At 60.4% G+C, this 26,552-nt stretch carries 24 protein-coding genes; 4 read left to right on the forward strand and 20 right to left on the reverse strand.

Going from position 1 to position 26,552, the window contains the following annotated elements:
* Positions 1–82: 82 nt before the first annotated feature.
* The 3 genes from AK821_RS21645 to rluC are packed head-to-tail and all read right to left on the reverse strand — an operon-like array spanning position 83 to position 2,705.
* The gene (locus AK821_RS21645) at positions 83–1,072 is read right to left on the reverse strand and encodes a S49 family peptidase (protein ID WP_064391510.1); all 990 of its coding nucleotides are present in this window, start codon (positions 1,070–1,072) and stop codon (positions 83–85) included.
* 24 nt (positions 1,073–1,096) lie between these two features.
* Positions 1,097–1,759: an HAD-IA family hydrolase gene (locus AK821_RS21650; protein ID WP_064391511.1), complete on the reverse strand. Its 663-nt coding sequence runs from the start codon at positions 1,757–1,759 to the stop codon at positions 1,097–1,099.
* Complete coding sequence (rluC, locus tag AK821_RS21655; protein WP_064391512.1) at positions 1,746–2,705, reverse strand: 23S rRNA pseudouridine(955/2504/2580) synthase RluC; 960 nt, start codon at positions 2,703–2,705, stop codon at positions 1,746–1,748. Before rluC ends, AK821_RS21650 begins: the two co-directional genes overlap by 14 nt.
* A 699-nt stretch (positions 2,706–3,404) precedes the next feature.
* Between rluC and rne the strand changes: the two genes are divergently transcribed.
* Positions 3,405–6,632: a ribonuclease E gene (gene rne, locus AK821_RS21660; protein WP_064391513.1), complete on the forward strand. Its 3,228-nt coding sequence runs from the start codon at positions 3,405–3,407 to the stop codon at positions 6,630–6,632.
* Between the two features lie 190 nt (positions 6,633–6,822).
* Here the strand turns inward: rne and AK821_RS21665 are convergent, their stop codons facing one another.
* The 12 genes from AK821_RS21665 to AK821_RS21720 form a co-directional block, all read right to left on the reverse strand.
* Complete coding sequence (locus AK821_RS21665) at positions 6,823–7,419, reverse strand: nucleotidyltransferase family protein (protein WP_064391514.1); 597 nt, start codon at positions 7,417–7,419, stop codon at positions 6,823–6,825.
* The gene (locus AK821_RS21670; RefSeq protein ID WP_064391515.1) at positions 7,416–8,396 is read right to left on the reverse strand and encodes an XdhC family protein; all 981 of its coding nucleotides are present in this window, start codon (positions 8,394–8,396) and stop codon (positions 7,416–7,418) included. Before AK821_RS21670 ends, AK821_RS21665 begins: the two co-directional genes overlap by 4 nt.
* Positions 8,396–10,717 (reverse strand): xanthine dehydrogenase family protein molybdopterin-binding subunit, encoded by a 2,322-nt coding sequence (locus tag AK821_RS21675; RefSeq protein WP_064391516.1) that lies wholly within the window; start codon positions 10,715–10,717, stop codon positions 8,396–8,398. The genes AK821_RS21670 and AK821_RS21675 overlap by 1 nt, the downstream gene beginning before the upstream one ends.
* Positions 10,714–11,184 carry a (2Fe-2S)-binding protein gene (locus tag AK821_RS21680; protein WP_064391517.1) on the reverse strand — a complete coding sequence of 157 codons (471 nt, stop codon included), beginning with the start codon at positions 11,182–11,184 and terminating at the stop codon, positions 10,714–10,716. The genes AK821_RS21675 and AK821_RS21680 overlap by 4 nt, the downstream gene beginning before the upstream one ends.
* 246 nt (positions 11,185–11,430) lie before the next feature.
* Positions 11,431–12,450 carry a UDP-N-acetylmuramate dehydrogenase gene (gene murB / locus AK821_RS21685; protein ID WP_064391518.1) on the reverse strand — a complete coding sequence of 340 codons (1,020 nt, stop codon included), beginning with the start codon at positions 12,448–12,450 and terminating at the stop codon, positions 11,431–11,433.
* Positions 12,447–12,911: a low molecular weight protein-tyrosine-phosphatase gene (locus AK821_RS21690; RefSeq protein WP_064391519.1), complete on the reverse strand. Its 465-nt coding sequence runs from the start codon at positions 12,909–12,911 to the stop codon at positions 12,447–12,449. Before AK821_RS21690 ends, murB begins: the two co-directional genes overlap by 4 nt.
* Positions 12,911–13,675, reverse strand: coding sequence for a 3-deoxy-manno-octulosonate cytidylyltransferase (kdsB, locus tag AK821_RS21695; RefSeq protein ID WP_064391520.1), 765 nt, complete (start codon positions 13,673–13,675; stop codon positions 12,911–12,913). Before kdsB ends, AK821_RS21690 begins: the two co-directional genes overlap by 1 nt.
* Entirely contained in the window at positions 13,672–13,857 is a 186-nt protein-coding gene (locus tag AK821_RS21700) for a Trm112 family protein (RefSeq protein ID WP_003174668.1), read from the reverse strand. Before AK821_RS21700 ends, kdsB begins: the two co-directional genes overlap by 4 nt.
* 22 nt (positions 13,858–13,879) lie before the next feature.
* Entirely contained in the window at positions 13,880–14,890 is a 1,011-nt protein-coding gene (gene lpxK / locus AK821_RS21705; RefSeq protein WP_064391521.1) for a tetraacyldisaccharide 4'-kinase, read from the reverse strand.
* Positions 14,890–15,318 (reverse strand): ExbD/TolR family protein, encoded by a 429-nt coding sequence (locus AK821_RS21710; RefSeq protein WP_064391522.1) that lies wholly within the window; start codon positions 15,316–15,318, stop codon positions 14,890–14,892. Before AK821_RS21710 ends, lpxK begins: the two co-directional genes overlap by 1 nt.
* Entirely contained in the window at positions 15,315–15,950 is a 636-nt protein-coding gene (locus tag AK821_RS21715) for a MotA/TolQ/ExbB proton channel family protein (RefSeq protein WP_007908216.1), read from the reverse strand. The genes AK821_RS21710 and AK821_RS21715 overlap by 4 nt, the downstream gene beginning before the upstream one ends.
* Positions 15,951–16,051: 101 nt before the next feature.
* On the reverse strand, positions 16,052–18,286 hold the full coding sequence (locus AK821_RS21720; RefSeq protein ID WP_064391523.1) for a DNA internalization-related competence protein ComEC/Rec2: 2,235 nt from the start codon (positions 18,284–18,286) through the stop codon (positions 16,052–16,054).
* Positions 18,287–18,422: 136 nt separating this feature from the next.
* Between AK821_RS21720 and AK821_RS21725 the strand changes: the two genes are divergently transcribed.
* Complete coding sequence (locus AK821_RS21725) at positions 18,423–18,941, forward strand: DUF2062 domain-containing protein (RefSeq protein ID WP_064391525.1); 519 nt, start codon at positions 18,423–18,425, stop codon at positions 18,939–18,941.
* Positions 18,942–19,084: 143 nt separating this feature from the next.
* Here AK821_RS21725 and AK821_RS21730 read toward each other — a convergent pair whose 3' ends face one another.
* The 4 genes from AK821_RS21730 to AK821_RS21745 all read right to left on the reverse strand — a co-directional run bounded on the left by AK821_RS21730 (position 19,085) and on the right by AK821_RS21745 (position 22,243).
* Positions 19,085–19,864: an ABC transporter permease gene (locus tag AK821_RS21730; protein WP_064391527.1), complete on the reverse strand. Its 780-nt coding sequence runs from the start codon at positions 19,862–19,864 to the stop codon at positions 19,085–19,087.
* Complete coding sequence (locus tag AK821_RS21735) at positions 19,861–20,793, reverse strand: ABC transporter ATP-binding protein (protein ID WP_064391529.1); 933 nt, start codon at positions 20,791–20,793, stop codon at positions 19,861–19,863. The genes AK821_RS21730 and AK821_RS21735 overlap by 4 nt, the downstream gene beginning before the upstream one ends.
* A 123-nt stretch (positions 20,794–20,916) precedes the next feature.
* On the reverse strand, positions 20,917–21,540 hold the full coding sequence (locus AK821_RS21740; protein WP_064391531.1) for a glutathione S-transferase family protein: 624 nt from the start codon (positions 21,538–21,540) through the stop codon (positions 20,917–20,919).
* A gap of 43 nt (positions 21,541–21,583) precedes the next feature.
* Entirely contained in the window at positions 21,584–22,243 is a 660-nt protein-coding gene (locus AK821_RS21745; RefSeq protein ID WP_064391533.1) for a transglutaminase-like domain-containing protein, read from the reverse strand.
* A 248-nt stretch (positions 22,244–22,491) separates the two neighbouring features.
* On the opposite strand from AK821_RS21745, the gene AK821_RS21750 reads away from it, so the two are divergent.
* Together AK821_RS21750 and AK821_RS21755 are read left to right on the forward strand one after the other, a co-directional pair.
* The gene (locus tag AK821_RS21750) at positions 22,492–24,939 is read left to right on the forward strand and encodes an acyl-CoA dehydrogenase (RefSeq protein ID WP_064391536.1); all 2,448 of its coding nucleotides are present in this window, start codon (positions 22,492–22,494) and stop codon (positions 24,937–24,939) included.
* An 89-nt stretch (positions 24,940–25,028) separates the two neighbouring features.
* On the forward strand, positions 25,029–25,436 hold the full coding sequence (locus AK821_RS21755; protein ID WP_064391538.1) for a PA2817 family protein: 408 nt from the start codon (positions 25,029–25,031) through the stop codon (positions 25,434–25,436).
* Between the two features lie 102 nt (positions 25,437–25,538).
* On the opposite strand, the gene AK821_RS21760 is transcribed toward AK821_RS21755, so the two are convergent.
* Positions 25,539–26,537: a LysR family transcriptional regulator gene (locus AK821_RS21760; RefSeq protein WP_064391540.1), complete on the reverse strand. Its 999-nt coding sequence runs from the start codon at positions 26,535–26,537 to the stop codon at positions 25,539–25,541.
* Positions 26,538–26,552: the final 15 nt, after the last annotated feature.

Here is a 26,552-nt window from a genome sequence, read left to right on the forward strand (position 1 = left end):
AAAGATCGCAGCCTTCGGCAGCTCCTACACCGATCTCTGTAGGAGCTGCCGCAGGCTGCGATCTTTTGATCTTTACAACGAATCAGCGCAACGAAGGCCCGTGGAAACCCATCCACATCGCCAATTGCTCAGCCACGCTGGCACCGAGCTTCTTCGAGAAGCGATCGAACGGTGACTCCTGCACAGTGAAGTCGACCAGTTCTTTCTCGCCAATCACATCACGCGCGACCGAACTGGCATTGCCCAGACCATCGATCAAGCCCAGCGGCAGCGCCTGCTCGCCCGACCAGACCAATCCAGAGAACAGTTCCGGATGATCCTTGTCCTTCAGACGATCGCCACGCCCCTGCTTGACGCTGTTGATGAACTGCTTGTGCGTCGTGTCGAGCACGCCCTGCCAGAACGCCGTTTCTTCAGGCTTCTGCGGCTGGAACGGATCGAGGAACGACTTGTGCTCGCCCGAGGTGTAGGTGCGGCGCTCAACACCCAGCTTCTCCATGGTGCCAACAAAGCCGTATCCGGCCGCCGTCACACCAATCGAACCGACCAGACTCGCCTTGTCGGCGTAGATCTGATCCGCCGCACTGGCGATGTAATAGGCACCGGAGGCGCCGAGATCGGAAATCACCGCATACAGCTTGATCTCGGGGTGCAGGCCGCGCAGGCGCTTGATCTCGTCGTAGACGTAACCCGACTGCACCGGACTGCCGCCAGGGCTGTTGATGCGCAGAATGACGCCCTTGACCTTCTTGTCCTCGAACGCCGCCCGCAAGCTACCAACAATGTTGTCGGCGCTGGCCGGCTCTTTGTCGGCGATCATGCCGGTGACGTCGATCAGCGCGGTGTAGTTCGGACCGCGCGTGGCGCTCTTTTCCATGTCCATCAGCGGCGTAAACAGGATCAATGCCACGAACAGATAAACAAAGGTCAAGAGCTTGAAGAAAATCCCCCAACGCCGCGAACGACGCTGCTCCTGGACGCCCGCGAGGAGGGTCTTTTCCAATAGCTTCCAGCTTTTCTCGTCACCGCCCTCGGCACTTGCCTTGGCCGGTGCTTTCCATTCGTCGGTCATGCCATCCACCCCAGCAAAAACGTATTAAGCCTGCTGCCCCAGCCAGGCATGCAATTCGGAAAAACGGTCGATCGACAGCCGCGGCTCGAACTGTTGCAGGGATTCGATCGATTGCGCGCCATAACTGACCGCCACCGAATCCATCCCCGCGTTACGCGCCATCAGCAGATCAAAGGACGAATCGCCAACCATCAGCGCCTGCTCGGCGCGCACGCCGCAATGCGCAAGGATCTGCTCAAGCATCAGAGGGTGCGGCTTGCTGGCAGTTTCATCGGCGGCGCGAGTGATATCGAAATAATCTTCCCAGCCATTGGCCTTGAGCACCCGATCCAGGCCGCGACGATTCTTGCCGGTGGCGACAGCCAGGTGATAGCCCTGCTCACGAAACGACGCCATCGACTCGACTACGCCTTCGAACAACGGCGAAGGCACGGCCTCAGCGGCGATATAGTGATCAGCGTAATACTCGCGAAACAAGGTCATTTCGGCGTCGCTGATTTCGGGATACAGCGTGCGAATCGCCTCGGGCAAGCCGAGGCCGATGATGCCCTTGACGGCAAAATCATCGCGCAACTCGAAACCGGAACGCCCGGACGCCGAGTGCATCGCCTCGACGATCCGGTGAATGGAGTCAGCCAGCGTGCCGTCCCAATCGAAAATCAGCAGCTTGTAATCAGATGGGCGCACTCAATCGCTCCACGGTCTTGGCCCACATTTCATCGACCGGCGCCTGCAAGGTCAGCTTGCCGCCATCGGGCAGCGGCACGGTCAGCATGTAAGCGTGCAGGAACAGGCGCTTGCCGCCCAGATCGCGGATTTCCTTGGTGAAATCCTCATCGCCGTACTTGCTGTCGCCAGCAATGCAATGACCAGCATGCAAGGTGTGCACGCGAATCTGGTGGGTACGACCGGTCACCGGTTTAGCCTCGACCATGGTGGCAAAATCGCCGAAGCGGCGCAGCACTTTGAACAGGGTCAAGGCTTCTTTGCCTTCTTCGTTGACTTCAACCATGCGCTCGCCGGAACGCAGATTGCTCTTGAGCAATGGCGCGCTGACTTTCTTGATCGAAGTCGCCCAGTTGCCGCGAACCAGCGCCATGTAGCGCTTGTCGACGCCATCGCCGCGCAATTGCTCGTGCAAGTGGCGCAGCATGCTGCGCTTTTTGGCGATCATCAGCAGGCCGGAGGTGTCGCGGTCGAGACGGTGCACCAGCTCCAGCTCTTTGGTATCGGGACGCAACTGACGAAAGGCTTCGATCACGCCGAAATTCAGGCCGCTGCCACCGTGAACCGCAATGCCGGCGGGCTTGTTGATCACGATCAGGGCTTTGTCTTCGAAAACAATCGAGGCTTCCAGGCGCTGCAACAGGCCTTGGGCCAGTGGCACCGGCTCGTCACGTTCAGGCACGCGAACCGGCGGCACGCGCACGATATCACCGGCCTGCAGCTTGTATTCGGGCTTGATCCGACCTTTGTTCACGCGCACTTCGCCTTTGCGCAAAATGCGGTAAATCAAGGTCTTGGGCACGCCTTTGAGCCGGGCGAGGAGAAAGTTGTCGATTCGTTGGCCGGCATACTCCGGCGAGACTTCAAGCAATTGAACGCCTGGAGTCGAAGGGGCAGTAGTTGTCATGCCGCGGATGATAACAATTTTTATGGAATTGAAGCACTTAATCATTGCTGCTATAGTCGCGAACGCCGCCAAAAGCGGCCTGGACAGCGGAACCACGGTCAAAAACCGGCCCTGACCAACGCAATTCACCAGGACGCGAGGCCGTCCTACGGGGCTTTCGCTACGTAACGGTGGAGTTTGCAGTTGTAACAAGCGCAGGTGACATGAGGCCTGAATTACACCGCCGAGCAGAGTTTTTACTCGCCTGGCAGGCACACATTCAAGGCCAGTTCACAAAGTGCAGTCAGCTGCAGATGACCCCGAGCGAATGCTTCGGAAACAACGCCTGAATTAGCCATGATGCGTGACTTCCCCTTTCGGAGCTCACGGTAAATGCCAACCCGCTGCGGATTCTGCGCGCGGCAGCACCCGAATTATCAGGGATACGTGTAGGGTGGAGATGCACAACCGCCGGACTGTGTAGCAATAGGCTTTATCAAGACGCTTCATCTCGTCCACAGCCGCTGGTTGATTCCTCCTCCTGACTGAGTGCTTAAGTAGCCACAGCAAGCAGGACGCGTACGTCGCTATATCGGCCCAATTGGCCGCATATCGCTGGACACGGGAATGGCCAACCACTCCCGACGCACCTGACACCGACCGTGAGAAGTCGTGTGTGCCGAACGCCGTTTCCGGCAGCCCGGAAACCGACGGTACTACATGAAAAGAATGCTGATTAACGCAACTCAACCCGAAGAGTTGCGTGTTGCACTGGTAGATGGCCAACGCCTCTACGACCTGGACATCGAATCCGGTGCACGCGAGCAGAAGAAGGCCAACATCTATAAAGGCCGTATCACTCGCATCGAACCAAGCCTTGAGGCTGCCTTTGTCGATTTCGGCTCCGAGCGCCACGGCTTCCTGCCCCTCAAAGAAATCTCCCGCGAGTACTTCAAGAAAGCCCCTGAAGGCCGCGTCAACATCAAGGACGTCCTGAGCGAAGGCCAGGAAGTCATCGTTCAGGTCGAAAAAGAAGAACGTGGCAACAAGGGCGCCGCCCTGACCACTTTCATCAGCCTGGCCGGTCGTTACCTCGTGCTGATGCCGAACAACCCGCGTGCCGGCGGTATCTCCCGTCGCATCGAAGGCGAAGAGCGCAACGAACTGCGTGAAGCGCTGAACGGTCTGGTTGCGCCAGCCGACATGGGTCTGATCGTGCGCACTGCCGGCCTGGGCCGCAGCAGCGAAGAAATGCAGTGGGACCTCGATTACCTGCTGCAACTGTGGACCGCCATCAAAGAAGCCTCGCTGGATCGCTCCGCGCCTTTCCTGATCTACCAGGAAAGCAACGTGATCATCCGCGCCATCCGCGATTACCTGCGCCAGGACATCGGCGAAGTGCTGATCGACAGCGTCGAAGCCCAGGACGAAGCCCTGACCTTCATCCGCCAGGTGATGCCGCAGTACGCCAGCAAGATCAAGCTGTACGAAGACAGCGTTCCGCTGTTCAACCGTTTCCAGATCGAAAGCCAGATCGAGACCGCTTTCCAGCGCGTCGTTGAACTGCCTTCCGGCGGTTCCATCGTTATCGATCCGACCGAAGCCCTGGTGTCCATCGACATCAACTCGGCGCGTGCCACCAAAGGCAGCGACATCGAAGAAACCGCGCTGCAGACCAACCTTGAAGCCGCCGAAGAAATCGCCCGTCAGTTGCGCCTGCGCGACATCGGCGGCCTGATCGTCATCGACTTCATCGACATGACCCCTGCCAAAAACCAGCGCGCCGTGGAAGAGAAAGTCCGCGAATGCCTGGAAGCCGACCGCGCTCGCGTGCAGATCGGCCGCATCTCGCGCTTCGGCCTGCTGGAAATGTCCCGTCAGCGCCTGCGTCCATCCCTGGGCGAAAGCAGCGGCATCGTCTGCCCGCGTTGCAACGGCACCGGCATCATCCGTGACGTTGAATCGCTGTCGCTGGCGATCCTGCGCCTGATCGAAGAAGAAGCCCTGAAAGACCGCACTGCCGAAGTTCGCGCACAAGTGCCGATCCCGGTCGCTGCGTTCCTGCTCAACGAAAAACGCAACTCGATCACCAAGATCGAACTGCGCACCCGTGCCCGCATCGTCATTCTGCCGAACGATCACCTCGAAACGCCGCACTTCGAAGTTCAGCGCCTGCGTGACGACAGCCCGGAAGCCGCGACCAACCAGTCCAGCTACGAAATCGCTGCTGCCGCTGCCGAAGTCGAAGAAGTCCAGCCAGCCGCTGCGACCCGCACTCTGGTTCGCCAGGAAGCCGCAGTCAAGACTGCACCGGCTCGCGCCAATGCTCCGGTTCCGACCGAAGCCGCCGCACCAGTCGCCGCTGCACCGGCTCCGGTTGCCGCACCAGAACCAAGCCTGTTCAAAGGTCTGGTGAAGTCGCTGGTCAGCCTGTTCGCCACCAAAGAAGAGCCAGTTGCTCCGGCCGTGGTTGAAAAACCGGCTACCGAGCGTCCGGCCCGTAACGAAGAGCGTCGCAACGGTCGTCAGCAGAGCCGCAACCGTAACGGTCGCCGCGATGAAGAGCGCAAGCCGCGCGAAGAACGTGCACCTCGTGAAGAACGTGCCCCACGCGAGCCGCGCGAAGAGCGCGCACCACGTGAAGCCCGTGAGCCACGCGAAGCTCGTACCGAAGCGCCAGCAGCCCGCGAAGAACGCGCACCACGCGCCCCTCGTGAAGAACGTGCACCACGTGCGCCGCGTGAAGATCGCAAGCCTCGCGGCGAGCGTGAAGAGCGTGTGCGTGAACTGCGCGAGCCACTGGACGCCGTTCCAGCTGCTGCAGCCGCCGTTGCCGTGACCGCTGAAGAGCGTCCGGCGCGTCAGCCACGCGAAGAGCGCGCACCGCGTCCGCCGCGTGAAGAGCGTCAACCGCGTGCCGAGCAGGCCGCTGCTGCCGTCGCTGAAGAAGAAGTGAACGTGAACGAAGAGCAACTGCCGGAAGACGGTTCGGAGAACGCCGAAGGCGATCGCCCACGTCGTCGTTCGCGCGGTCAGCGTCGTCGCAGCAACCGTCGTGAGCGTCAGCGTGATGCCAACGGCAACGTGATCGAAGGTTCGGAAGAATCCGAAGCCGGCGAAAACGCTGAAGAGCCTAGCACTGCCGATCTGGCCGCTGGCCTCGCTGTTACCGCAGCCGTTGCCAGCACCGTGATCAGCGCTCCGGCCGAAGCCCAAGCCCACGAGCAAGCCGAACGCGCCACCGCGGCCGTTCAGGAAACTCCTACAGTAGAAGCGCCGGTTGTTGAAGCGACGACTCCAGTCGAAGTGGTTGCTGCTCCGGAAGTCGAAGTGGCACCGGTTCAGGAAACCCTGCCTCAGGTAGAGCCAGCGCCAGTTGTGGTTGCCGAGCCGGTGATTGAAACCGTCGCTGAAACCGTAACCGAAACCGTGCGTGAAGTTCGCGAAGAGCAAACCGCCTTCAACTGGGTTGCCGAGCCGGCTGTCGCTGAAACACCAGCGCCAGTGGTTGAAGCACCGGCTGTTGAAAAGCCTGTGTTTGAAGCGCCTGCGGTTGAAGCTCCTGTGGTTGAAGCGACCAAAGTTGCCGAGCCAGTGGTCGTTGCTGAACCAGCGCCGGTTGTCGAAGCACCTGTCGTTGCCGAAGCGCCAGCTCCAGTGGTTGAAGCACCGGCTCCGGTCAGCGCCCTGACCCCTAGCGGCCGCGCGCCAAACGATCCGCGTGAAGTGCGTCGTCGCAAGCGTGAAGAAGAGCGTCTGCAGAAGGAAGCCGAACTGGCTGCCGCTGCTGCTCCGGTCGCCGAAGTGGTCGAGGCAGCTCCTGCCCCGGTCGCTGAAGAAGCGGTGGTTGACGCGGTGATCGCTGAAGCACCACGCTCCGTTCAGGACGCGGTCGAGCAACACCAGGAGGCCGAGGAAAAAGAACACGAGCCTAAACCACTCGTGTAATTCCCGAAGCCGTTAAAAAGCCCCGCCTGATTATTCAGGCGGGGCTTTTTTTATGCCTGCAATTTAGGCCTTAGCGCTATCCCCTGTAGGAGTGAGCCTGCTCGCGATAGCGGTGTGTCAGTTGACACACATTTATCTGAACCACCGCTATCGCGAGCAGGCTCACTTCTACAGGGGATCTATGCATGGGTCAGGGTTGAGGAAATACCAGAGATTCCGGCACATCGATATCCCACAGCACTCCTGGATCATCGACGGCAATCTCCACCACCCTGCCCTGCTTGAACAATGGCCTCGCCCCACGATCACCGCTCAACGCCTGCAACCCCGCGCCAAACGAACGCCCAAACCCCACAGGATGACCAAACTCGCCAGCCTGCACCGGCACGCTCACCGCATCATCAGCAATCGCCTCGACCACCCGCTCGATACTCGACGGCAAGATAAACGGCATATCCCCCAGCACAATCAACCAGCCATCGGCATCTGGGCAAGCCGCAACGCCGGCGGCAATGCTGTCGCCCATCCCGGTCGATTCAATCGAAACAATATCGCAGCCATACGCCTGCGCCATGCGCATTGCCTGCGGCCGTGCTTCGGTCGTGACCAACACGCGCTTATCAAGACTCGAAGGCAAATTCACCAATACCTGCTCGATCACCGAACGCACCGCGCCATCCAGCCCAGCGCAATCGGCGAGCAACTTGTCCTTGTCCGCACCCGCCACCTGGCGAAAGCGGCTGCCCTCACCCGCCGCCAGCACAATCACTGCAATGGATCGACTCATGCGCCCTCCAGTGTTTTTTTCTGCTTCAACTCGACACCGTTCTTGATCGCGACGATCTCCGCCAACAACGACAAGGCGATTTCCGCCGGCGAATGACTGCCGATGTGCAAACCGATCGGCCCGTGCAAGCGATCAATCGCCTGTACCGACAAGCCTAGCTGAGCCAGATTCTCGCGACGCTTCTGACTGTTGACCCGCGAACCGAGCGCGCCAACATAAAAGGCAGGCGAATCGAGCGCCGTCAGCAGTGCCATGTCATCCAGACGTGGATCGTGAGTCAGCGCGACAATCGCTGTGCGTTCGTCGGTCTGGATACTCAACACTGCGTCGTCCGGCATGCCCGGGACGAAACGGCCGTGATGCTCTTCCCAGCCGTAGACGAATTCGGTGCGCGGATCGCAGATCAGCACTTCGAAATCCAGCAGCCGCGCCATGTCTGCGACGTAGCGCGACAACTGTCCGGCGCCGATCAACAACAATCGCCAGCGCGGGCCGTAGATGGCTCGCAGGGTTTTGCCGTCGAAGGCCAGCGAATCGGACTTGCTCGCCGCCGACAGCAGCACTTCACCGGTTTCAATGTTCAGCTCACGGGCAACGATCTCGTGCGCTTCACAACGCGCGAGCAATTCGGCAACCCATGCCGGATCGCCAACCCGCTCCTCGGTCAGCCGTAAAGTGCCGCCGCAAGGCAAACCGAAACGCGCCGCTTCTTCACGGGTAACGCCGTAAGTGATCAATTGCACCGGCGGCCCGTCAGTGGCGATCCGCCCATCGTGCAGACGGGCGATCAAGTCATCCTCGACGCAGCCGCCCGATACCGAACCGATCACCACGCCATCCTCACGCAAGGCGAGCATGGCACCGGGAGCACGCGGCGCCGTGCCCCAGGTCTGCACCACGCTGAACAGCACCACTCGCTGTCCGGCGCGGCGCCATGCAAGGACGCTGCGCAGGACGTTGAGATCGACGCTGTCCATCAGGCGCCTGCCTTCTGCCAGCCCTGCAACTGATAGCGCACCGGCAGATTGCGAATCCGCTGGCCGGTGGCCGCGAAAATCGCGTTACACAGCGCCGGCGCAATCGGCGGCACGCCCGGCTCGCCGACGCCGCCCAACGGCACGTCGCCCTGTGGTGTCACCAGATGCACCGCGACTTCCTTCGGTGCCAGCGACATGCGCGCCACTTCGTACATGTGGAAGTTGTCCTGCTGGACCTTGCCGTCCTTGAAGCTGATTTCACCCAGCACCGCATTACCGAGGCCCATCACACAAGCGCCCTCGAACTGCGAGCGAATGCGCTCAGGGTTGATCTGCGGCCCGCAATCCACGGCAATATCAGCCTTGTGCACGATCAACGAACCGTCGTCCTTGACTTCGACTTCAATCACCGCCGCCACGTAGGTGACGAAGCTGTAATGCACAGCGAGGCCCAGACCACGGCCCTTGGGCAGTTTGCGTCCCCAACCGGCAGCCTTCGCAGCCGTTTCCAGCACGGTGCGCATGCGTCCGGTATCGATCGGATAACGCTCGGGAGATTCGCCGTAGTTCCACTCCTCGCTCAGCGTGCGCGGGTCAATCTGCCGATCAGGGCCGAGCAGCTTGATCTGGTACTTGAGCGGATCCTCGCCGGCCTTGTGCGCCAGTTCATCGACAAAACTCTGGATGGCGAAACCGTGGGGAATGTTCGACACCGAGCGATACCATCCGACCCGCGTATGCACAGTCGCTTCGGGGTTTTCCAGACGCACATTGGGAATCGCGTAAGCCATGTTGGTAAAACCCATGCCCAGCTCGAAAGCTGCTTCATGGTTCATGCCCGGCGCGAACAGCGCGGTGATGCTCGGCGCGACGGTGCGATGCAACCAGCCGGACGGCATGCCGTCCTTGCCGACGCCGGCCTTGAGGTATTCGGCGGACACGGTATGGAAATACGAGTTGTGGATGTCATCTTCACGGGTCCACTGCACGCGCACGGCTTTGCCGGGAAACTCTTTGGCGAGAATCGCTGCTTCAACGACAAAGTCCGGTTTCGACTTGCGACCGAAACCACCGCCAAGCAAGGTGACATTGAACGTGACGTTATCGAACGGCAGCCCAAGACGCTCGGCAATGCGCTCACGGGTGACTTGCGGCGCCTGACTCGGCGCCCACGCCTCGCAAACCCCGTCCTTGTAACGGGCGATAGCGACCATCGGTTCCATCGGCGCCTGCGCCAGATGCGGAAGATAGTAAGACGCTTCAAGGGTGCTGGCCGCGCCACTCAACGCCTTGTCGATATCGCCAGTGTTGCGCACCACTTTGCCGGGTTTCAGCGCGGCGGCTTCCAGCTCCTTGCGATAGGCAATCGAGTCGTAACTAGCATTCGGGCCATCGTCCCACTCGATTTTCAGCGCTTCGCGGCCCTTGATCGCGGCCCAGGTATTGCTGGCCACGACGGCCACGCCGCCCAACGGCTGAAATTCCGAAGGCAGTGGGCGACCTTCAATCTGAATCACTTTGAGCACGCCGGGGACTTTCAGCGCGGCGCTGTCATCCAGCGATTTGACCTTGCCGCCGTAAACTGCCGGGCGCGCGATGGTCGCGTACAGCATGCCGTCGAAATGCACGTCGGCGCCGTACACCGCACGACCGTTGACGATGTCGTCGCCATCGATGGCTTTGGTGCCTTCCTTGCCGATGTAGCGGAATTCCGATGGCTGCTTGAGGCGCAGACTGTCACGCGCGGGCACCGCCAATGCACTGGCGGCAGCGGCCAGTTCGCCATAACCCAGTTCACGACCGGACGGTTTATGGATGACTTTATGCAACTGCGCATGACATTCACCGACCGGTACTTTCCACTGCGCAGCCGCCGCTTGCTCGAGCATTGTACGGGCCGCAGCGCCGCAACGACGCATCGGCTCATACCAGTGGCGCATGCTGCGCGAACCATCGGTGTCCTGATTGCCGAAACGTACTTCATCGCCCGGCGCCTGCTGCACTTTGACGTGCGCCCAATCGGCGTCCAGTTCATCGGCAACGACCATGGTCAGACTGGTGCGTACGCCCTGGCCCATCTCCGAGCGGTTGCACACCACCGTCACCGTGCCGTCAGCGGCAATGCTGACATAGACTTTCGGATCATCGATCCAGCCGTTGGGCATGCCGTCGGCGCCGAATTTCTTTTCCTTCTCGTCGGCCAACGCGTCCTGCCAGCCCCAACTCGCCGCCAGCACCAGCGCACCGGTGGCGCCGACGCCTTTGAGAAAACCCCGGCGGCTGAGATTGCTCAGGGCGAAATCATTCGGCAGACGGCTCATGCTTTTGCCTCCTTCAAATGCGTGGACGCCTGACGGATAGCGGTTTTGATCCGGTTGTAGGTGCCGCAGCGGCAAATGTTGCCGACCATCGCTTCTTCGATCTGCTCGTCGCTTGGGTTCGGATGGGTCTTGAGCAACGCGGTGGCCGACATGATCTGCCCACCCTGACAGAAACCGCACTGCGCGACGGCTGTGTCGAGCCAGGCTTGCTGGACGATCTGCCCGACCGGGTCGGCATGCAGGTTGTCGATGGTGGTGACGTTCTGGCCGATCACCGAGCCGATCGGGGTGATGCAACTGCGCGCCGGCAAACCGTCAATGTGGATGGTACACGCGCCACACAGGCCCATGCCGCAGCCGAATTTGGTGCCGTTGTAACCGGCAACGTCGCGGATAGCCCAGAGCAGCGGCATGTCTTCCGTGACATCGAGGGGATGGTCTTGACCGTTGAGTTTCAGGGTAATCATGGGCACGCCCGCATATTTATGATGGTTATGGGGTCGAGCAATCTGCCGCCGTTTAATCGGCGGTGGTTCACGCAGATCGACTCAGGCTAATCAGGCTCTCTTGTGCCGACGCGAACGTCTGCACCGGGCCTTTGGTGGAGCAAATGACGGTTATCGTTAGCTCGCTAAGTTAACCCAGCGTTAACAAAAAAGCCCTGCACTTTTTCATCAATGCAGGGCTTTGGATGGCGTCTGGAAAGCGTAGCCTCAATACCGATTGGGCTCCATTTCCAGTTCAACATTGAAACGTTCTGCAATGTCTTTCTGAATGCGTTGCGCCAGATCGAACAATTGCAGACCGGTCGCCGTGCCATAGTTGACCAGCACCAGCGCCTGCAATTTATGCACGCCAGCATCGGCTTCGCGGAAACCCTTCCAGCCAGCGCGCTCGATCAGCCAACCCGCCGCAAGCTTCATCTGCCCGTCCGGTTGTGCGTAAGCCACCACATCCGGGTGCTGCGCTTTGATCTGCGCGACAGTGGCCGCCGACACCAGCGGATTCTTGAAGAAACTGCCGGCATTGCCGAGCACCGCCGGATCCGGCAGTTTTTCACTGCGGATGCTGCAGATGGCGCGGCTGACGTCAGACGGCGTCGGTTGCTCGATGCCCTGCTCGCTCAGGCGCTGACGCACCGGGCCATATTCCAGATGCAGATGCGCGACGCGATTGAGCATGAAGCGCACCCGCAGAATCAGCCAACGCCCCGGTTGCTGTTTGAACAGGCTGTCGCGGTAGGCGAAGTTGCATTCCTCCAGGGTGAAATCACGTAGCTCGCCAGTCTGGCGATCCAGCGCCGTGAGCCCGGCAAACACATCCTTGATCTCGACGCCGTAAGCGCCGATGTTCTGCATCGGCGCAGCGCCGACGGTGCCCGGGATCAGGCTGAGGTTTTCCAGGCCGGAAAAACCCAGCGCCAGCGTGTGCTGAACAAACGGATGCCACGGCTCGCCGGCTTCAGCTTCGATCACCACACGGTTGCCGTCATCACTGATCACGCGAATACCCCGCGTTGCCATGCGCAAGACCAGCGCCGGGATATCTGCGGTCAGCAGCAAGTTGCTGCCACCGCCGATCACCAGTAATGGCACGTCGTGCGCGGTGGCATACGCCAGCGCTTCACGGACATCGGCATCGCTGTGAGCTTCGGCGAACAGTTGCGCGCGGACATCGACGCCGAAACTGTTGAACGGTTTCAGGGAAACCTGCGGTTGCACCTGCAAACTCATAACCGGCCCTTCACTTCGATCAACAATTGGTCACACGCCGCTTCAATCAGATCCAGCACCTGCTCGAAACCCTGATCGCCGTCGTAATACGGGTCCGGCACTTCATCGACCAACCCGGCATAGCGGCGCAGGAACAGATCCAGCTCGGCTTTGCCGGTGGACGGTTGCAGGGCTTTGAGGTTGCGCAGGTTGCTGTTGTCCATGGCCAGAATCAGGTCGTAACTGGCGAAATCAGCACGGCTGACCTGCTGCGCACGTTGCGCCGACAGGTCATAACCGCGCACCTTGGCGGCGGCCTGGCTGCGTTTGTCCGGCGGGTTGCCGACGTGCCAGTCACCGGTACCGGCGGAGGCCACTTCGACCTGATCCGCCAGCCCGGCTTCACGCAATTTATAGCGCAACACACCCTCGGCCGTGGGCGAACGGCAAATGTTGCCCAGGCACACAAACAGAACGCGCATCAGGCCCCCAGCAGGCGACGAACGCGCTCGAGGTCTTCAACGGTGTCGACGCCGGTTGGCGGCGCAATCAGCGCGTCGGCGACGTGAATCCGCACGCCGTGCCACAGGGCACGCAATTGCTCGAGGGATTCAGTGTTTTCCAGCCAGCACGGGCCCCAGATCACGAAATCCTGGAGGAAACCGGCACGATAGGCGTAGATGCCGATGTGGCGGCGGTACGGCACGCCTTCCGGCAATTGCTCGCGGCTTTTGGCGAACGCGTCGCGCGCCCATGGCAACGTCGCACGGCTGAAGGTCAGCGCCAGACCGTTGATGTCGCTGACGACCTTGACCACGTTCGGGTTGAACAGGGTGTCGACGTCCTCGATCGGCTCGGCCAGCGTGGCCATGCGCGCTTCGGTGTGGGCAGCGAGGTTGGCAGCGACCTGATCGATCACGCTTGGCGGAATCAGCGGCTCGTCACCCTGCACGTTGACCACGATCGCGTCGGGCTCAAGACCCAGTTTCGCTGCGACTTCGGCCAGACGATCAGTGCCGGAATTGTGATCTTCACGGGTCAGCACCACTTCGGCGCCAAAGCCTTTGCAGGCCTCGACGATGCGCGCATCGTCAGTGGCAACGACCACTCGGGTCGCGCTGCTTTTGCTCGCCTGTTCCCAGACGTGCTGGATCATCGGCTTGCCGGCGATGTCCAGCAGCGGCTTGCCCGGCAGGCGGGTCGAGGCATAACGCGACGGGATGACAACGGTGAAGGCGGTGGTCATTTATCCAGACGCTCGTCGGTGGTCAGGGTGCGGGCTTCGCTTTCGAGCATCACCGGGATGCCGTCGCGGATCGGGTAAGCCAGGCCGGCGCCCTTGCTGATCAGCTCGGTCTTGTCGGCACTGAGCTTGAGCGGGCCTTTGCAGATCGGGCACGCGAGGATGTCGAGCAATTTGGTGTCCATGAACTTTCCCTGGATAAAAGAATTAAGGCAAAAGCCGATCGGGTAACAGGCGCATCAGCTGTGTGTCGAACCAGGCCACGAAGGCCGGCGACGGCACGGCATCGACCGCCAGATACCACCAGTCGGCAACAGCGAAGGCACGGCACTTCACCGCGTCCTTTTCGGTCATCACCAACGGCAATGACGGTGTGAAATTCAAGGCCTGCACGCTGTATTCGGCGTGATCGGCAAACGCGTGCGGGACTGCTCGCCAGTCTAGCGCTTCGAGGGTATTGAAGAAACGCTGCGGATTGCCGATCCCGGCGACCGCGTGCACGCTCTGGCCGGGCGCAAAGTGTTCGAGCGGCTTGCGCTCGCCGCTGCGCAGGTTGACCAGCGCCGTCGGCTGCAGATGGAAGGCAAATCCGTCGTCGCGATCTGCAGTGGCGCCGTTGAACAGCACGCCGTCGACGCTTTGCAGACGTTCGATCGGTTCACGCAGCGGGCCTGCCGGCAAGCAGCGTTTATTGCCGAGACCACGGGCGGCATCGATCAGCACCAGCTCCAGATCCCGCGCCAAACGATAATGCTGCATGCCGTCATCGGAGAGGATCAGATCCAGCGGTTCACTGGCGAGCAAGGCTTTGACCGCAGCGCTGCGATCCGGGTCGATCATCAGCGGCACGCCGGTGCGCTGGACGATCAGCAATGGCTCGTCGCCAGCGACGTCAGCAGTTTGATCGGCCTCGACGCGCCACGGCAGTTGCGGCGGCTTGGCGCCATAACCACGGCTGACCACGCCAACGCGCAAACCACCGCGCCGGCAATGCTCGATCAGCCAGAGAATCATCGGTGTCTTGCCGGTGCCGCCAACGGTGATGTTACCTACCACAATCAACGGCACGGGTGGCTGGTAGATCTCGCCTACACCGTCGAGAAAGCGCTGGCGTTTACCCACCACCACACGGCGATACAACATTTCCAGCGGCCGCAGCAGCGTCAGGGCCGGGTGCCCCTGGTACCACGCAGCGAGCAAACGATCGGACAGGCTCATCAGGATTTCGGCGCAGCCTCAACCGTGGTCATGCGCAGATGGCTGAAACCGAGCTTGCCGGCGGCGTCCATGACGGTGATCACTGATTGATGCTGAGTCTTGCCGTCGGCACTGATCGACAACGGCATGTTGGTGTCACCGTTGGATTCTTTCTGCATGGCTTCCATCAACGTCGCCAGATCGTTTTTCGGCAAAATCTTGTTGTTCACCGAAAACACGCCTTCGGCGCTGATGGCGACATCCAGTTGCTTGAGCTGCTGGTCTTCGGCCGGCGAGCCGCTGACCGCTTCCGGCAGATCGACGCGCAACTGGGTTTCACGGGTAAACGTGGTGGTCACGACGAAAAACAGCAGCAGAATGAACACCACGTCGATCAGCGACGCGAGGTTGATATCGATGGTTTCCCGAGGCTTGCGACGGAATTTCACGCGCGGCCCTCGGCCAGATCGACGTCACGGTCGCCCTGCACCACTTCAACCAGCTTGATCGCTTCCTGTTCCATGCCCACCACCAGCTCATCGATACGGCGTTGCAGGAACCGGTGGAAGAACACCGCCGGAATACCGACCATCAGGCCTGCCGCAGTGGTGATCAGCGCTTTGGAAATACCACCGGCCAATACCGAAGCGTTGGTGGTCATGCCTGAGCCAGTGAATGCGCTGAAGATATCGATCATGCCCAGCACCGTACCCAGCAGGCCGAGCAACGGCGACATCGCGGCGATGGTGCCCAGCGCATTGACGTAGCGTTCAAGCTCGTGGATGACGCGGGCGGCGGCCTCTTCAATGCACTCTTTCATGATCTCGCGACCATGCTTGGAGTTGGCCAGACCGGCGGCGAGGATTTCCCCCAGCGGCGAATTGGCGCGCAATTCCTTGAGTTTTTCTTTATTGAGCTGCTTGTCCTTGATCCAGACCCAGACCTGACCCAGCAGATGCTCGGGGGTGACGCGACTGGCGCGCAGGGTCCACAGACGCTCGGCGACGATCGCCATGGCCGCGATGGAACTCAAAATGATCGGCAACATCATCCAGCCGCCGGATTTGACCAATTCCCACACAGTGACAGTCCCCTCGAAAAAGTGCGCCACTTTACCATACCGGTCAGCGATTAAGACCCGCCGCCCCGACGACCGTAATGTCGAGTTCGCCTGCGCCCCGATCAACGGGCGACTGCCGACGGATCCCGCCAGAAACGCCGCTGTTGACGCATCGTCCAGGGCGGTTTGAAGCGGCCCAGTTGCAGATGAATGGCGCCTAGTTCGGCACTGTCGTAAATGCGCAGACCCTGTTTGCGATAGCGCGCCAGCACGGTCGGGTGCGGATGGCCGAAGGAATTGCCATGGCCTCGGGAGATCAGCACCGACTCGGGCCGCAACGTTTGCAGCAGCGCCATGGATGAGGAGCTGCGGCTGCCATGATGGGGTGATTGCAGCCATTGCGTCGGCACAGCCATCGGGCTGTCGAGCAGGCTTTGTTCCGCGTGGGTATCAATGTCGCCGGTCAGCAGGATTCGCTCACCATTGGCTTCGATCTGCAACACGCAGGAGCGCTGATTGCTGTCGTGGGCATCCGCCCATTGCCAGAGCTGAAAGCGCACGCCGTCCCATTGCCATTGCGCGCCACTTTTGCAGACTTCAGCGCTCAATTCGGCGGGCAGCCCCGGCGGATCGCCGCTCAGTACCCGGACGACCTTCATGCCACGTGTAATCGCCAGCGCACCGCCCGCGTGATCGGCATCGGCGTGACTGAGCAGCATCAGATCGAGTTTCTCCACGTTGAGTTTGCGCAGCGCCGGCAACACCACACGTTCGCCGAGATCGAAATCACCGAAACGTGGGCCAGCGTCGTACAGCAGCGTGTGGTGACGGGTTCTGATCAGGATCGCCAGACCCTGGCCGACATCCAGTTGCCAGACATCGGCCAGGCCCTCGTTCAAGCGCTCGCGCGGCGGCACCACCAGAATCAGCAGCAACGGCCAGCCCAGCAGCCGCATCGGCACACCACGGGGCAACAGCAACAACATCGCGCCGAGGCTGCCAATGGCCCAGACCCAAACGGGTATCGAAGGCGCAACCCATGCAGGCCATAGCCCAGCAATCAGCGCCAGCGCTCGAAACAGCCAATTGATCAAACCACCGGCCAGCCACAGCAGCCCATCGCCGACATAAGGCACCGACAGCAGTAAGGTCCCGAGCAGCGCCGGCGGCAGCACCAGCAGACTGACCCAAGGCACCGCCAACAGATTTGCCAGCGGCCCACTGAGACTGATCGGCAGGTTCAACGCCAGCAGCACCGGGCATAAACCGATGGCGATCAACCACTGCGCGCGCGTCCAGGCCTGCCACCAGCGCCACGCGCCCAAACGACCGCCGAAGGTGAAGATCAGCACCGCCACTGCTGCAAACGACAGCCACAAACCCGGACGCAGACTGGCGAGCGGATCGAGCAACAGCACACCATTAAAGGCCAGCAACAGCGGCCACCATGCCCCCAGATGGCGAAAACGCAGGCGCCACAACAACACCAATCCCACCATCACGCAGGCGCGCTGCACGGGCACCTCGAAACCGGCGAGCAAGCCGTAACCGAGCGCTGCTGCAAACGCCAGTCCACAAGCCCACGGCAGCCATGGCCAACGCAGCGGCCACAGCCCATACCGCGCGAGCCCGGCGACCAGCAAATACATCACCGCCGCCAGCATCCCGATGTGCTGACCGGAAATCACCAGCAAATGCACGGTGCCGGTGTCCTGCAGAATCTGCCAATCCTCACGACTGAGCGCTGAACCATCGCCCAGCACCAACGCCGCCAGCGCACCGGCCCGACCGTGCGCGTCCACCGCGAGCAAGCGCTGACGAATGCCGTCGCGCCAGGCCCACCGGGCTTCGCTGAGGCGCTGGCCATCCTTGATCGTGCCCGTCGCACCGATGCGTTGCGCCAACAGCCACGCTTCATGATCGAAAGCATCCGGGCTGAGCAAACCATTCGCACGCTTGAGTTTGACCGCCAGCCGCCAGCGCTCACCGCTGTTGACCGGCGGCCCGGCATACCAGGCCAGGCGCATCCGCGTGGGCAATTTTTCGTGACGAGAGCGGGCATCAACCAACTCGAAACGCACCACGCCGTCCGCGTTTTGCGGCAAACCGACCACACGCCCTTCGAGCCAACGGGTTTCGCCATCCAGACGCGCCGGCAGTCGATCATTCAAGGCCCACTGCGCGCTGACACAGGCCCAAGTGAAGCCGAACAGCAAAAACGCCAACGGATAGCTGCGAAACGGCAGCAACATCAAACCCAACACCGGTAACAGCAACATCCACCCGACCGACGGCAATGCCGGTAAAAACATCGGCACCAGCAGACCGACTGCCAGCGCCATCATCCCTGTGCGCATAAGCCCGTCCTTGAGAGTCCCGCACTTAGGCATAGCGGGTGTCAGGCACGTCCGTCGTCAACAATTGTCACAAAGTCTGAATGGGCGCCTCGTAGAATCCAGACATACTTGCCGCCTTAACCGACCGAGAAGCCTTATGCCCCGGCGCTTATTCAAACGTTACATGCCCGACCCGACGAGCATCAGGGAACACAAATCCTTACGCTTTCTCGGCAAGTTGCTGCATGACCCGAACCTCTGGCACCTCAATCGCCACTCTGTCGCACGGGCGATGGCGGTGGGCCTGTTTGCGGCTTTCCTGCCGATTCCCGCGCAGATGCTGGTAGCGGCGGCGCTGGCGATCACTGTTCGCGGCAACATGCCGATTGCCGTCAGTCTGGTCTGGCTGACCAATCCGGTCACCATGCCGGCGGTGTTCTTCTGCACCTATCAGGCGGGAGCGTGGTTGATGGATGTGCCTGCCCGGCATCTGCCGGATGAGCTGACCTGGGAATGGATCAGCGGCGAGTTGTCGACGTTGTGGCAGCCGTTTCTGCTCGGCTCGGTGGTAGTGGGGTTGGTGCTAGGCGCCCTCGCCTATTGCCTGGTGATGATGTATTGGCGCTGGTGGGTGGCGCGGCAATGGGCGCGGCGCAAGAAAAGCCGCATGCGCTGAATGCAAAACGGCCTCCGCAGTGGGAGGCCGTTTTGATTGGTGGCGTCTGAATTGGCCCCATCGCGAGCAGGCTCACTCCTGCATTGGAATGCGTTCCCCTGTAGGAGTGAGCCTGCTCGCGATGGCCACGACTCGGTCTGGAGTCAGGTACGCATCCCGCGCCCACTCACCAGCAACCGTGCACAACCGAGGTACAGCACAACCGTCGCCACCAGCATGAAGGTGATCGCAATACCGATCTTGATATCCGACACACCCAGAATGCCATAACGGAACGCGTTGACCATGTGCAGCACCGGGTTGGCCAACGAAACGGTCTGCCAGAACGGCGGCAGCAACGTGATCGAATAGAACACGCCACCCAGATACGTCAGCGGCGTCAGCACGAACGTCGGGATGATCGAAATATCATCGAAGTTGCGCGCAAACACGGCATTGATAAAGCCCAGCAACGAAAAGATTGTTGCTGTCAGCACCACCACAAGGATGGTCACGCCCAGGTGGTGCACCTGCAAATGGGTGAAGAACAGCGACAGAATCGTCACGATCACGCCCACCATCAGGCCACGCAACACGCCGCCAATGGTGAAGCCGATCAGAATCGTGTGCGGCGACACCGGCGACACCATCAATTCCTCGATGGAGCGCTGGAACTTGCTGCCGAAGAAACTCGAGACCACGTTGCCGTAAGAGTTGGTGATCACCGACATCATGATCAACCCCGGCACGATGTACTCCATGTAGGTGAAGCCACCCATGTCGCCGATCTGCCGACCGATCAGGTTGCCGAAGATTACGAAGTACAGAACCATGGTAATCGCCGGCGGCAGCAGGGTCTGCGGCCAGATCCGCGTGAAGCGTTTGACCTCGCGGTAAACGATGGTCTGCAGGGCGACGAGGTTGGGACGCAATTCAGAACTCATACCGCTACCTTCGACAGATTTTTCTCCACCAGGGACACGAACAGCTCCTCAAGGCGATTGGTTTTGTTGCGCAGGCTCAGCACTTCAATGTTCTGCAGCGCCAATTGGCTGAACAACGCCGTGATGCCCATGGATTTGTCGACCTGAACTTCCAGCGTATGGCTGTCAATCAACCGGGCCGGATAACCGAGCAGTTGCGGCGTGACGCTCAAGTCGTTTTTCAGATCCAGCAAGAAGGTTTCCACGTGCAGCTGGCCCAGCAATTGTTTCATGCTGGTGTTCTCGACAATGGTGCCGTGGTCGATGATGCCGATGTTGCGGCACAACTGCTCAGCCTCTTCCAGATAGTGCGTGGTGAGGATGATGGTGATGCCTTTCTGGTTCAGTTCGGTAAGGAACGTCCACATTGAGCGGCGCAGCTCGATGTCGACGCCTGCGGTCGGTTCATCGAGGATCAGCAGACGCGGTTCGTGCACCAGCGCACGGGCAATCATCAGGCGCCGTTTCATGCCGCCGGACAACGAACGCGACGGCACATCGCGCTTGTCCCACAGGCCCAGTTGCGTCAGGTACTGCTCGGCGCGTTCCTTGGCGATCTTCGCCGGAATGCCGTAGTAACCGGCCTGAGTCACGACGATGTCGAAAGTCTTCTCGAACTGGTTGAAGTTGAATTCCTGGGGCACCACGCCGATCGAGCGCTTGAGCTGCGCAGGATTCTTGTCCAGGTCATGACCGAAGATATTCACCGTGCCGCTGGTCTTGTTCACCAGGGTCGAGAGAATGCCGATGGTCGTGGATTTGCCGGCGCCGTTGGGGCCGAGCAAGGCGAAAAAATCACCTTCGGCGACGTCCAGATCGATACCACTCAAGGCCTGGAACCCGTTGCCGTAGGTTTTGGTTAGCTGCCGGATGGACAGAGCGGAACTCATATCTGATTTACGCACCATTGAAGGAAAAAAGGAGACGGCGGCGAGGGGTCGAACCGCAGCGCAAGTGCGCAATGGTGCTTGCCGCCGCCGTACAAGTACAGTCAAGTGTGTCGATAGTAGGTATTAAGTCAACGCGGTCATAACCGCTTTTTGGTAGGCCGGACGTTGCTTCAGGCGTTCGTACCAGGCTTGCAGATGCAGTTGCGGCGCGCGTTCGATGGGCATCTCGAACCAGGCATAAATGAAACTGCCGAGCGGGATATCGCCCATGCCGATATCTGTACCGGACAGATACGGTTGGCTGGCGAGTGCCTGATCGACCATGCTCAGCAACTCGTTGCATTCCTGGATCGCGGCGTTGATTGCCGCCCAGTCCTGCTTGTCCGCTGGCGTGCGCAGCACACCCCAGAACACCGTGCGAAAAGGCCCGGCGAAACTCGACGTGGTCCAGTCCATCCACTTGTCAGCGCCGGCACGGACTTGCGGATCCGCCGGATACCAGGCGCTGTCGGGCGCATGTCTGGCCAGCAGATAGCGAACGATCGCATTGGATTCCCACAACACGAAACCGTCGTCTTCGATCACCGGCACCCGGCCGTTCGGGTTCATCGCCCGGTACTCAGGTGTGTCGACTACGCCAAATGCACCACCGGCATCGATCGCCTCGTAGGCCAGGCCAAGCTCTTCAGCAGCCCACAATGGCTTCCGGACATTCGATGAGTTTTTCCGTCCCCAGATCTTCAGCATGACCGCCTCTTTTCAAATGAGTGGGCAGGCAGCATACGCCGGATCAGACACGTCTCACATCACTGTGCATATCGCCCAGCAATGGCGGCTGCTGATCGGTGAACAGATGCGGATAGCACTTTTGCAGATGCTCGAAGAAGAAGGTTTCCGGCACGTCGGCGAATTGGCCGTGATCGACCAGATACTCCATCAACTGCGCGCCATCACGGTTGTAGGGGTGGAAAACGCTGTCATTGATACCGTCGAACTCCAGCGGCGCGACGTTGAACAGTTCGCAGAGTTTCTGGTTGAACGCCGGCGTGGCCTTGACCCAGCGATCGTTGAGGAAAAACTCGGTGTAGCCGTGCATAGCGAACATGTCGCTTTTCAACAATTCAAGCAGGCGCGGCGTCGACAGGTGGTTTTTCACATCGGCCAGGCCGATCCGCGCGGGGATTCCGCAATGCCGCGCGCAACCGGCGAGCAGCGTGGCTTTCGGCACGCAATAACTCTCCCCCGTCGCCAACGCATAACTGCCGCGCAAGGTCTGCGGATCGCGACTGAAGGTGTAGGGGTTGTAGCGCACGGCCTCGCGCACGGCGTAATAAAGGCTGATCGCCTGCGCGAGCGGATCGCGACTGGCCCCACGGTGCTGTTCGGCGAACTCCACCACCGCCGGGTGGTCACTATCGATGAAGCGACCGGGACTCAGATACTCGTGCATGACGACAATCTCCTGAATGAGCCTGGAGTCTAGCGACAGCTCAAGCACAGAGATAACGACGTTTCGGCCAAACTTGGACGCAAAGACGCGGATTGATCGAACGATTTCCCACACGCGTTGCCCACCGAACCTACGAAAACCATCCGGGGTTTCCCACGATTTCAATCACCTTGGTCTGACCACCCGGTTTTGCAGATGCCGTCTAAGCTCTGGAGGGTCGATTTGCCTTGGTTCACGGAGGACTGAATATGCTGTTGTTGTGGATACTGGTTTTGCTGGTCGGCGTGGCGTATCTCGCCCACCGGCGTATTTCCCCTCTGCCCGCGTTGGGCATCGTTGCCGTGTACCTCTTGGCGATGGGTATTTTCAGTCACGCACCGGGCTGGCTGATGCTGGTGTTCTGGGTCGTGCTGGCCGCGGTCGCCGCACCGTTGCTGCTGCCCGACCTGCGCCGCAAACATTTCACCGCGCCGCTGTTCAACTGGTTCCAGAAAACCCTGCCGCCGATGTCGCAGACCGAGCGCGACGCGATCGATGCCGGCACCGTCTGGTGGGATGGCGAGTTGTTCAGCGGTCGTCCGGACTGGGACAAACTGCTGGCCTATCCGAAGGTGCAACTGACTGACGAAGAACGGGCGTTCATTGACGGCCCGACCGAAGAACTCTGCGCCATGGTCACCGACTGGCAGATCGGCCAGTCGATGGACTTGCCGCCCGAAGCCTGGACGCACATCAAGGAACATGGTTTTTTTGCCCTGATCATTCCGAAAGAATTTGGCGGTAAAGGCTTCTCGGCCTATGCGCACTCGCAAGTGGCGATGAAACTTGCGACCCGCAGCGGCGACCTCGCATCCACCGTGATGGTGCCCAACTCCCTCGGCCCGGCTGAACTGTTGCTGCATTACGGCACCGATGAACAACGCACTCACTACCTGCCACGACTGGCTCGCGGCGATGACATTCCGTGCTTCGCCCTCACCGGTCCGCTCGCTGGCTCGGATGCCGGGGCGATGCCCGACACCGGGATCATCTGCAAAGGTCAGTGGCAAGGTCAGGAAGTCATCGGCCTGCGTCTGAACTGGGAAAAGCGCTACATCACCCTCGGTCCGGTGGCGACACTGCTAGGTCTGGCGTTCAAGGCGTATGACCCGGAGCATCTGCTGGGTGACAAGGAGGACCTCGGCATCAGCCTGGCGCTGATTCCGACCGATACCGACGGTGTCGAGATCGGCCGCCGTCACCTGCCATTGGGTGCGGCGTTCATGAACGGCCCGAACTCCGGCAAGGACGTGTTCATCCCGCTGGACTTCCTCATCGGCGGTCAGGAGATGCTCGGCAAAGGCTGGATGATGCTGATGAACTGCCTGTCGGTCGGCCGTTCGATCTCGCTGCCGGCGGTCGGTACCGGTGCGGCCAAGTTCACCAGTCTGGTGACCGGCCAGTACGCGCAGATTCGTGAACAGTTCAACGTGCCGCTGTCGGCGTTCGAAGGCATTCAAGAGGCGATGGCGCGAATCGGCGGCAACGCATGGATGATGGACGCCGCGCGCATGCTCACGGCCAACGCAGTGGATCTCGGCGAGAAACCGTCGGTACTGTCGGCGATCCTCAAATACCACCTGACCGAGCGCGGTCGCGAATGCATCAGCCACGCCATGGACGTGCACGGTGGCAAGGCGATCATCATGGGCCCGAACAATTACCTGGGGCGTAGCTGGAACGGTGCGCCGATCTTCATTACGGTGGAAGGCGCGAACATTCTCTCGCGCAACCTGATGATCTTCGGTCAGGGCGCAATTCGTTGCCATCCGTTCGTGCTCAAGGAAATGGCCCTCGCCGGTCGCGAGGACAAGGACCAGGCGCTGAAAGAGTTCGACGGTCTGCTGCTCAAACACATCGGTTTCGCCGTGAGCAACGCCGCCAGCACGCTGGTGCTGAACCTGGGCTTCGGTCATTTCGAACATGCACCGGGCGACAAGATCAGCCAAGGCTATTTCCGCGCGCTGAATCGTCAGGCAGCAGCCTTTGCGATGCTTGCCGACTTCAGCATGATGCTGCTCGGCGGTGAACTGAAACGCCGCGAACGCCTTTCGGCACGTCTCGGTGATGTGTTGAGCAACCTGTATCTGGCCTCGGCGGCGCTCAAGCGTTATCACGATCTGGATTCGCCGGCGTACATGGAGCCGCTGTTCCGCTGGGCGATGGAAGAAAGCCTGGGTCAAGCGGAGCGGGCGATGGATGAATTGCTGCGCAACTTCCCGAACAAAGTCTTCGGCTGTCTGCTGCGCGTCATCGTCTTCCCGTTTGGCCGTCGTCACAAAGGTCCGTCGGACAAACTCGGTGCCGAAGTGGCTGGGGTGATTGGTCGAGCCAAAGGCGACCCGGCGCTTGAAGAGCTGCTAGCCGGTTGCTATCGCCCGCAATCGGCGGACGATGCGGTCGGTGCGCTGCAGCACGCAAGCGATCTGCTAAACGCCGCGCAGCCGTTGCACAAGAAGCTGCACACGTCGCTGAAAAGCGGTCAGGTCAAACCGGCCGCAGGCGAACACGCCATCGACGCCGCACTGGAGGCTGGTGTGCTGCAACCGGTTGAAGCGCAAAGTCTGCGTGATGCCGAAGCAGCGCGGCGCAAGGTGATCGATGTCGATGATTTCGATAAAGAAGAGCTGAAACAGGCAGAGGGCAAAGTCCGCTGATCCCGACAAGCATATCGCCGTTTATATGTGATAAATGGGCGCAGGAGCTTTATACTCCCGCGCCCGTTTTGCTCTTGAGGACTTATCTCGTGTCCAACGTCGTTGCCGATCATCTCGTATTGCTCGACCACCTGCGCAGTATCCTGGTCGCCGTAGGTGAGGCCGAACAGGTTCCCGAAGAAAGCCATGCCCTGTTTCTGGAGCGCTTCGACGAACTGCTGGCATCGCTGCCGATCGACCCGATCGAAAGCCAATACCTGGGCCAGGACATCCTGACTCAAGTGATTACCCGTTACCCGCAAATTGCCCACCTGATCCCGCGGGATCTGCTCTGGTTCTTCGCCGGTGATTGCCTGCACTACCTGGCCGATGAAGAGATCGACCTGTATCAGGCGCTGGAGGAACGTCGTTACGAAGCCGAACAGAACGATGAACCGTTCGACTGGAACCAGGAAAAGCAGTTGCTGGCGATGTCCGCTCAGGACAGCAAGCACTGATTCAGTTTGCTGGTTGAAGATCAAAAGATCGCAGCCTTCGGCAGCTCCTACATTGACCGCGTATGTAGGAGCTGCCGAAGGCTGCGATCTTTTGCTTTTGCGCTACAACAACCCTTCGCTTTCAGGTAGCTCGTACGCCATCGCGGTGTTACTTGCATTGCCCGGCTTACCGGGTTTACTCAGGGTCGGTTCCTTCTCCAGACACTCCACCAGAAAATCGATAAACACCCGCAACTTCGGCGGCAGGTACCGAGTGGGCGAGTGCAACAGCCAGAGCCCGCCATGATAAGAGGCGAGGAACGTCCAGTCTGGCAGTACCTGCACGATCAACCTCTGCTCCAAGGCATAACGCGCCGTGAAATACGGCAGGCTGCCGATACCAATGTGCTGCAACACCGCGCCCAAACGCACGCCGGTGTGATTGGCGGCATAGCGACCGCGCACGCCGACCGTTACCGCTTTACTGCCTTTCTTGAATTTCCAGCGCGCATCGCTCGGCGTCTCGCCCAGATAAATACAACTGTGATTGAGCAAGTCGTGAGGGTGAGTCGGCGTGCCGTGTTCGGCCAGATATTGCGGCGTGGCGCAGAGCAAATGGTCAATGGTCAGTAGTTGACGGCCCACCAGCCCGGCCGGTGGTCTATCGGTGATGCGGATCGCCAGGTCAACATGATCGTCAATCAGATCAACCTGCCGGTCTTCCAGCAATAACTCGACGTCGACCTTGGGATAGCGCCGCAGAAACTCGGGCATATGCGGATGAACCACAAAGCGCCCCACCGCTTTCGGCACGCTGACCCGCACCAGTCCTTCTGCCTCATGGGTGAACTGGCCGCTGATTTCCATCACTGACTTGGCGGCGCTGACCATCTCCTGGCAGCGCTTGAACACCTCTTCGCCACCATCACTCAAACGTAATTTGCGCGTAGTGCGTTGCAGCAACCGCGTGGCCAAGGCCTTTTCCAGCCGAGAAATGCTGCGACTGACCGCTGAGGGTGATGACCCGAGCTGTCGTGCTGCTTCAGAGAAGCTGCCGGTCTCCACGACCTTGACGAAAATCGCCATTTCACCGAGCAGTGGAAGTGGGAGATTTATGCTCACAGCGCACAAGTCCTT

Origin of the sequence: Pseudomonas sp. RIT-PI-r, assembly GCF_001297015.1 — a bacterium.
GTDB lineage: Bacteria > Pseudomonadota > Gammaproteobacteria > Pseudomonadales > Pseudomonadaceae > Aquipseudomonas.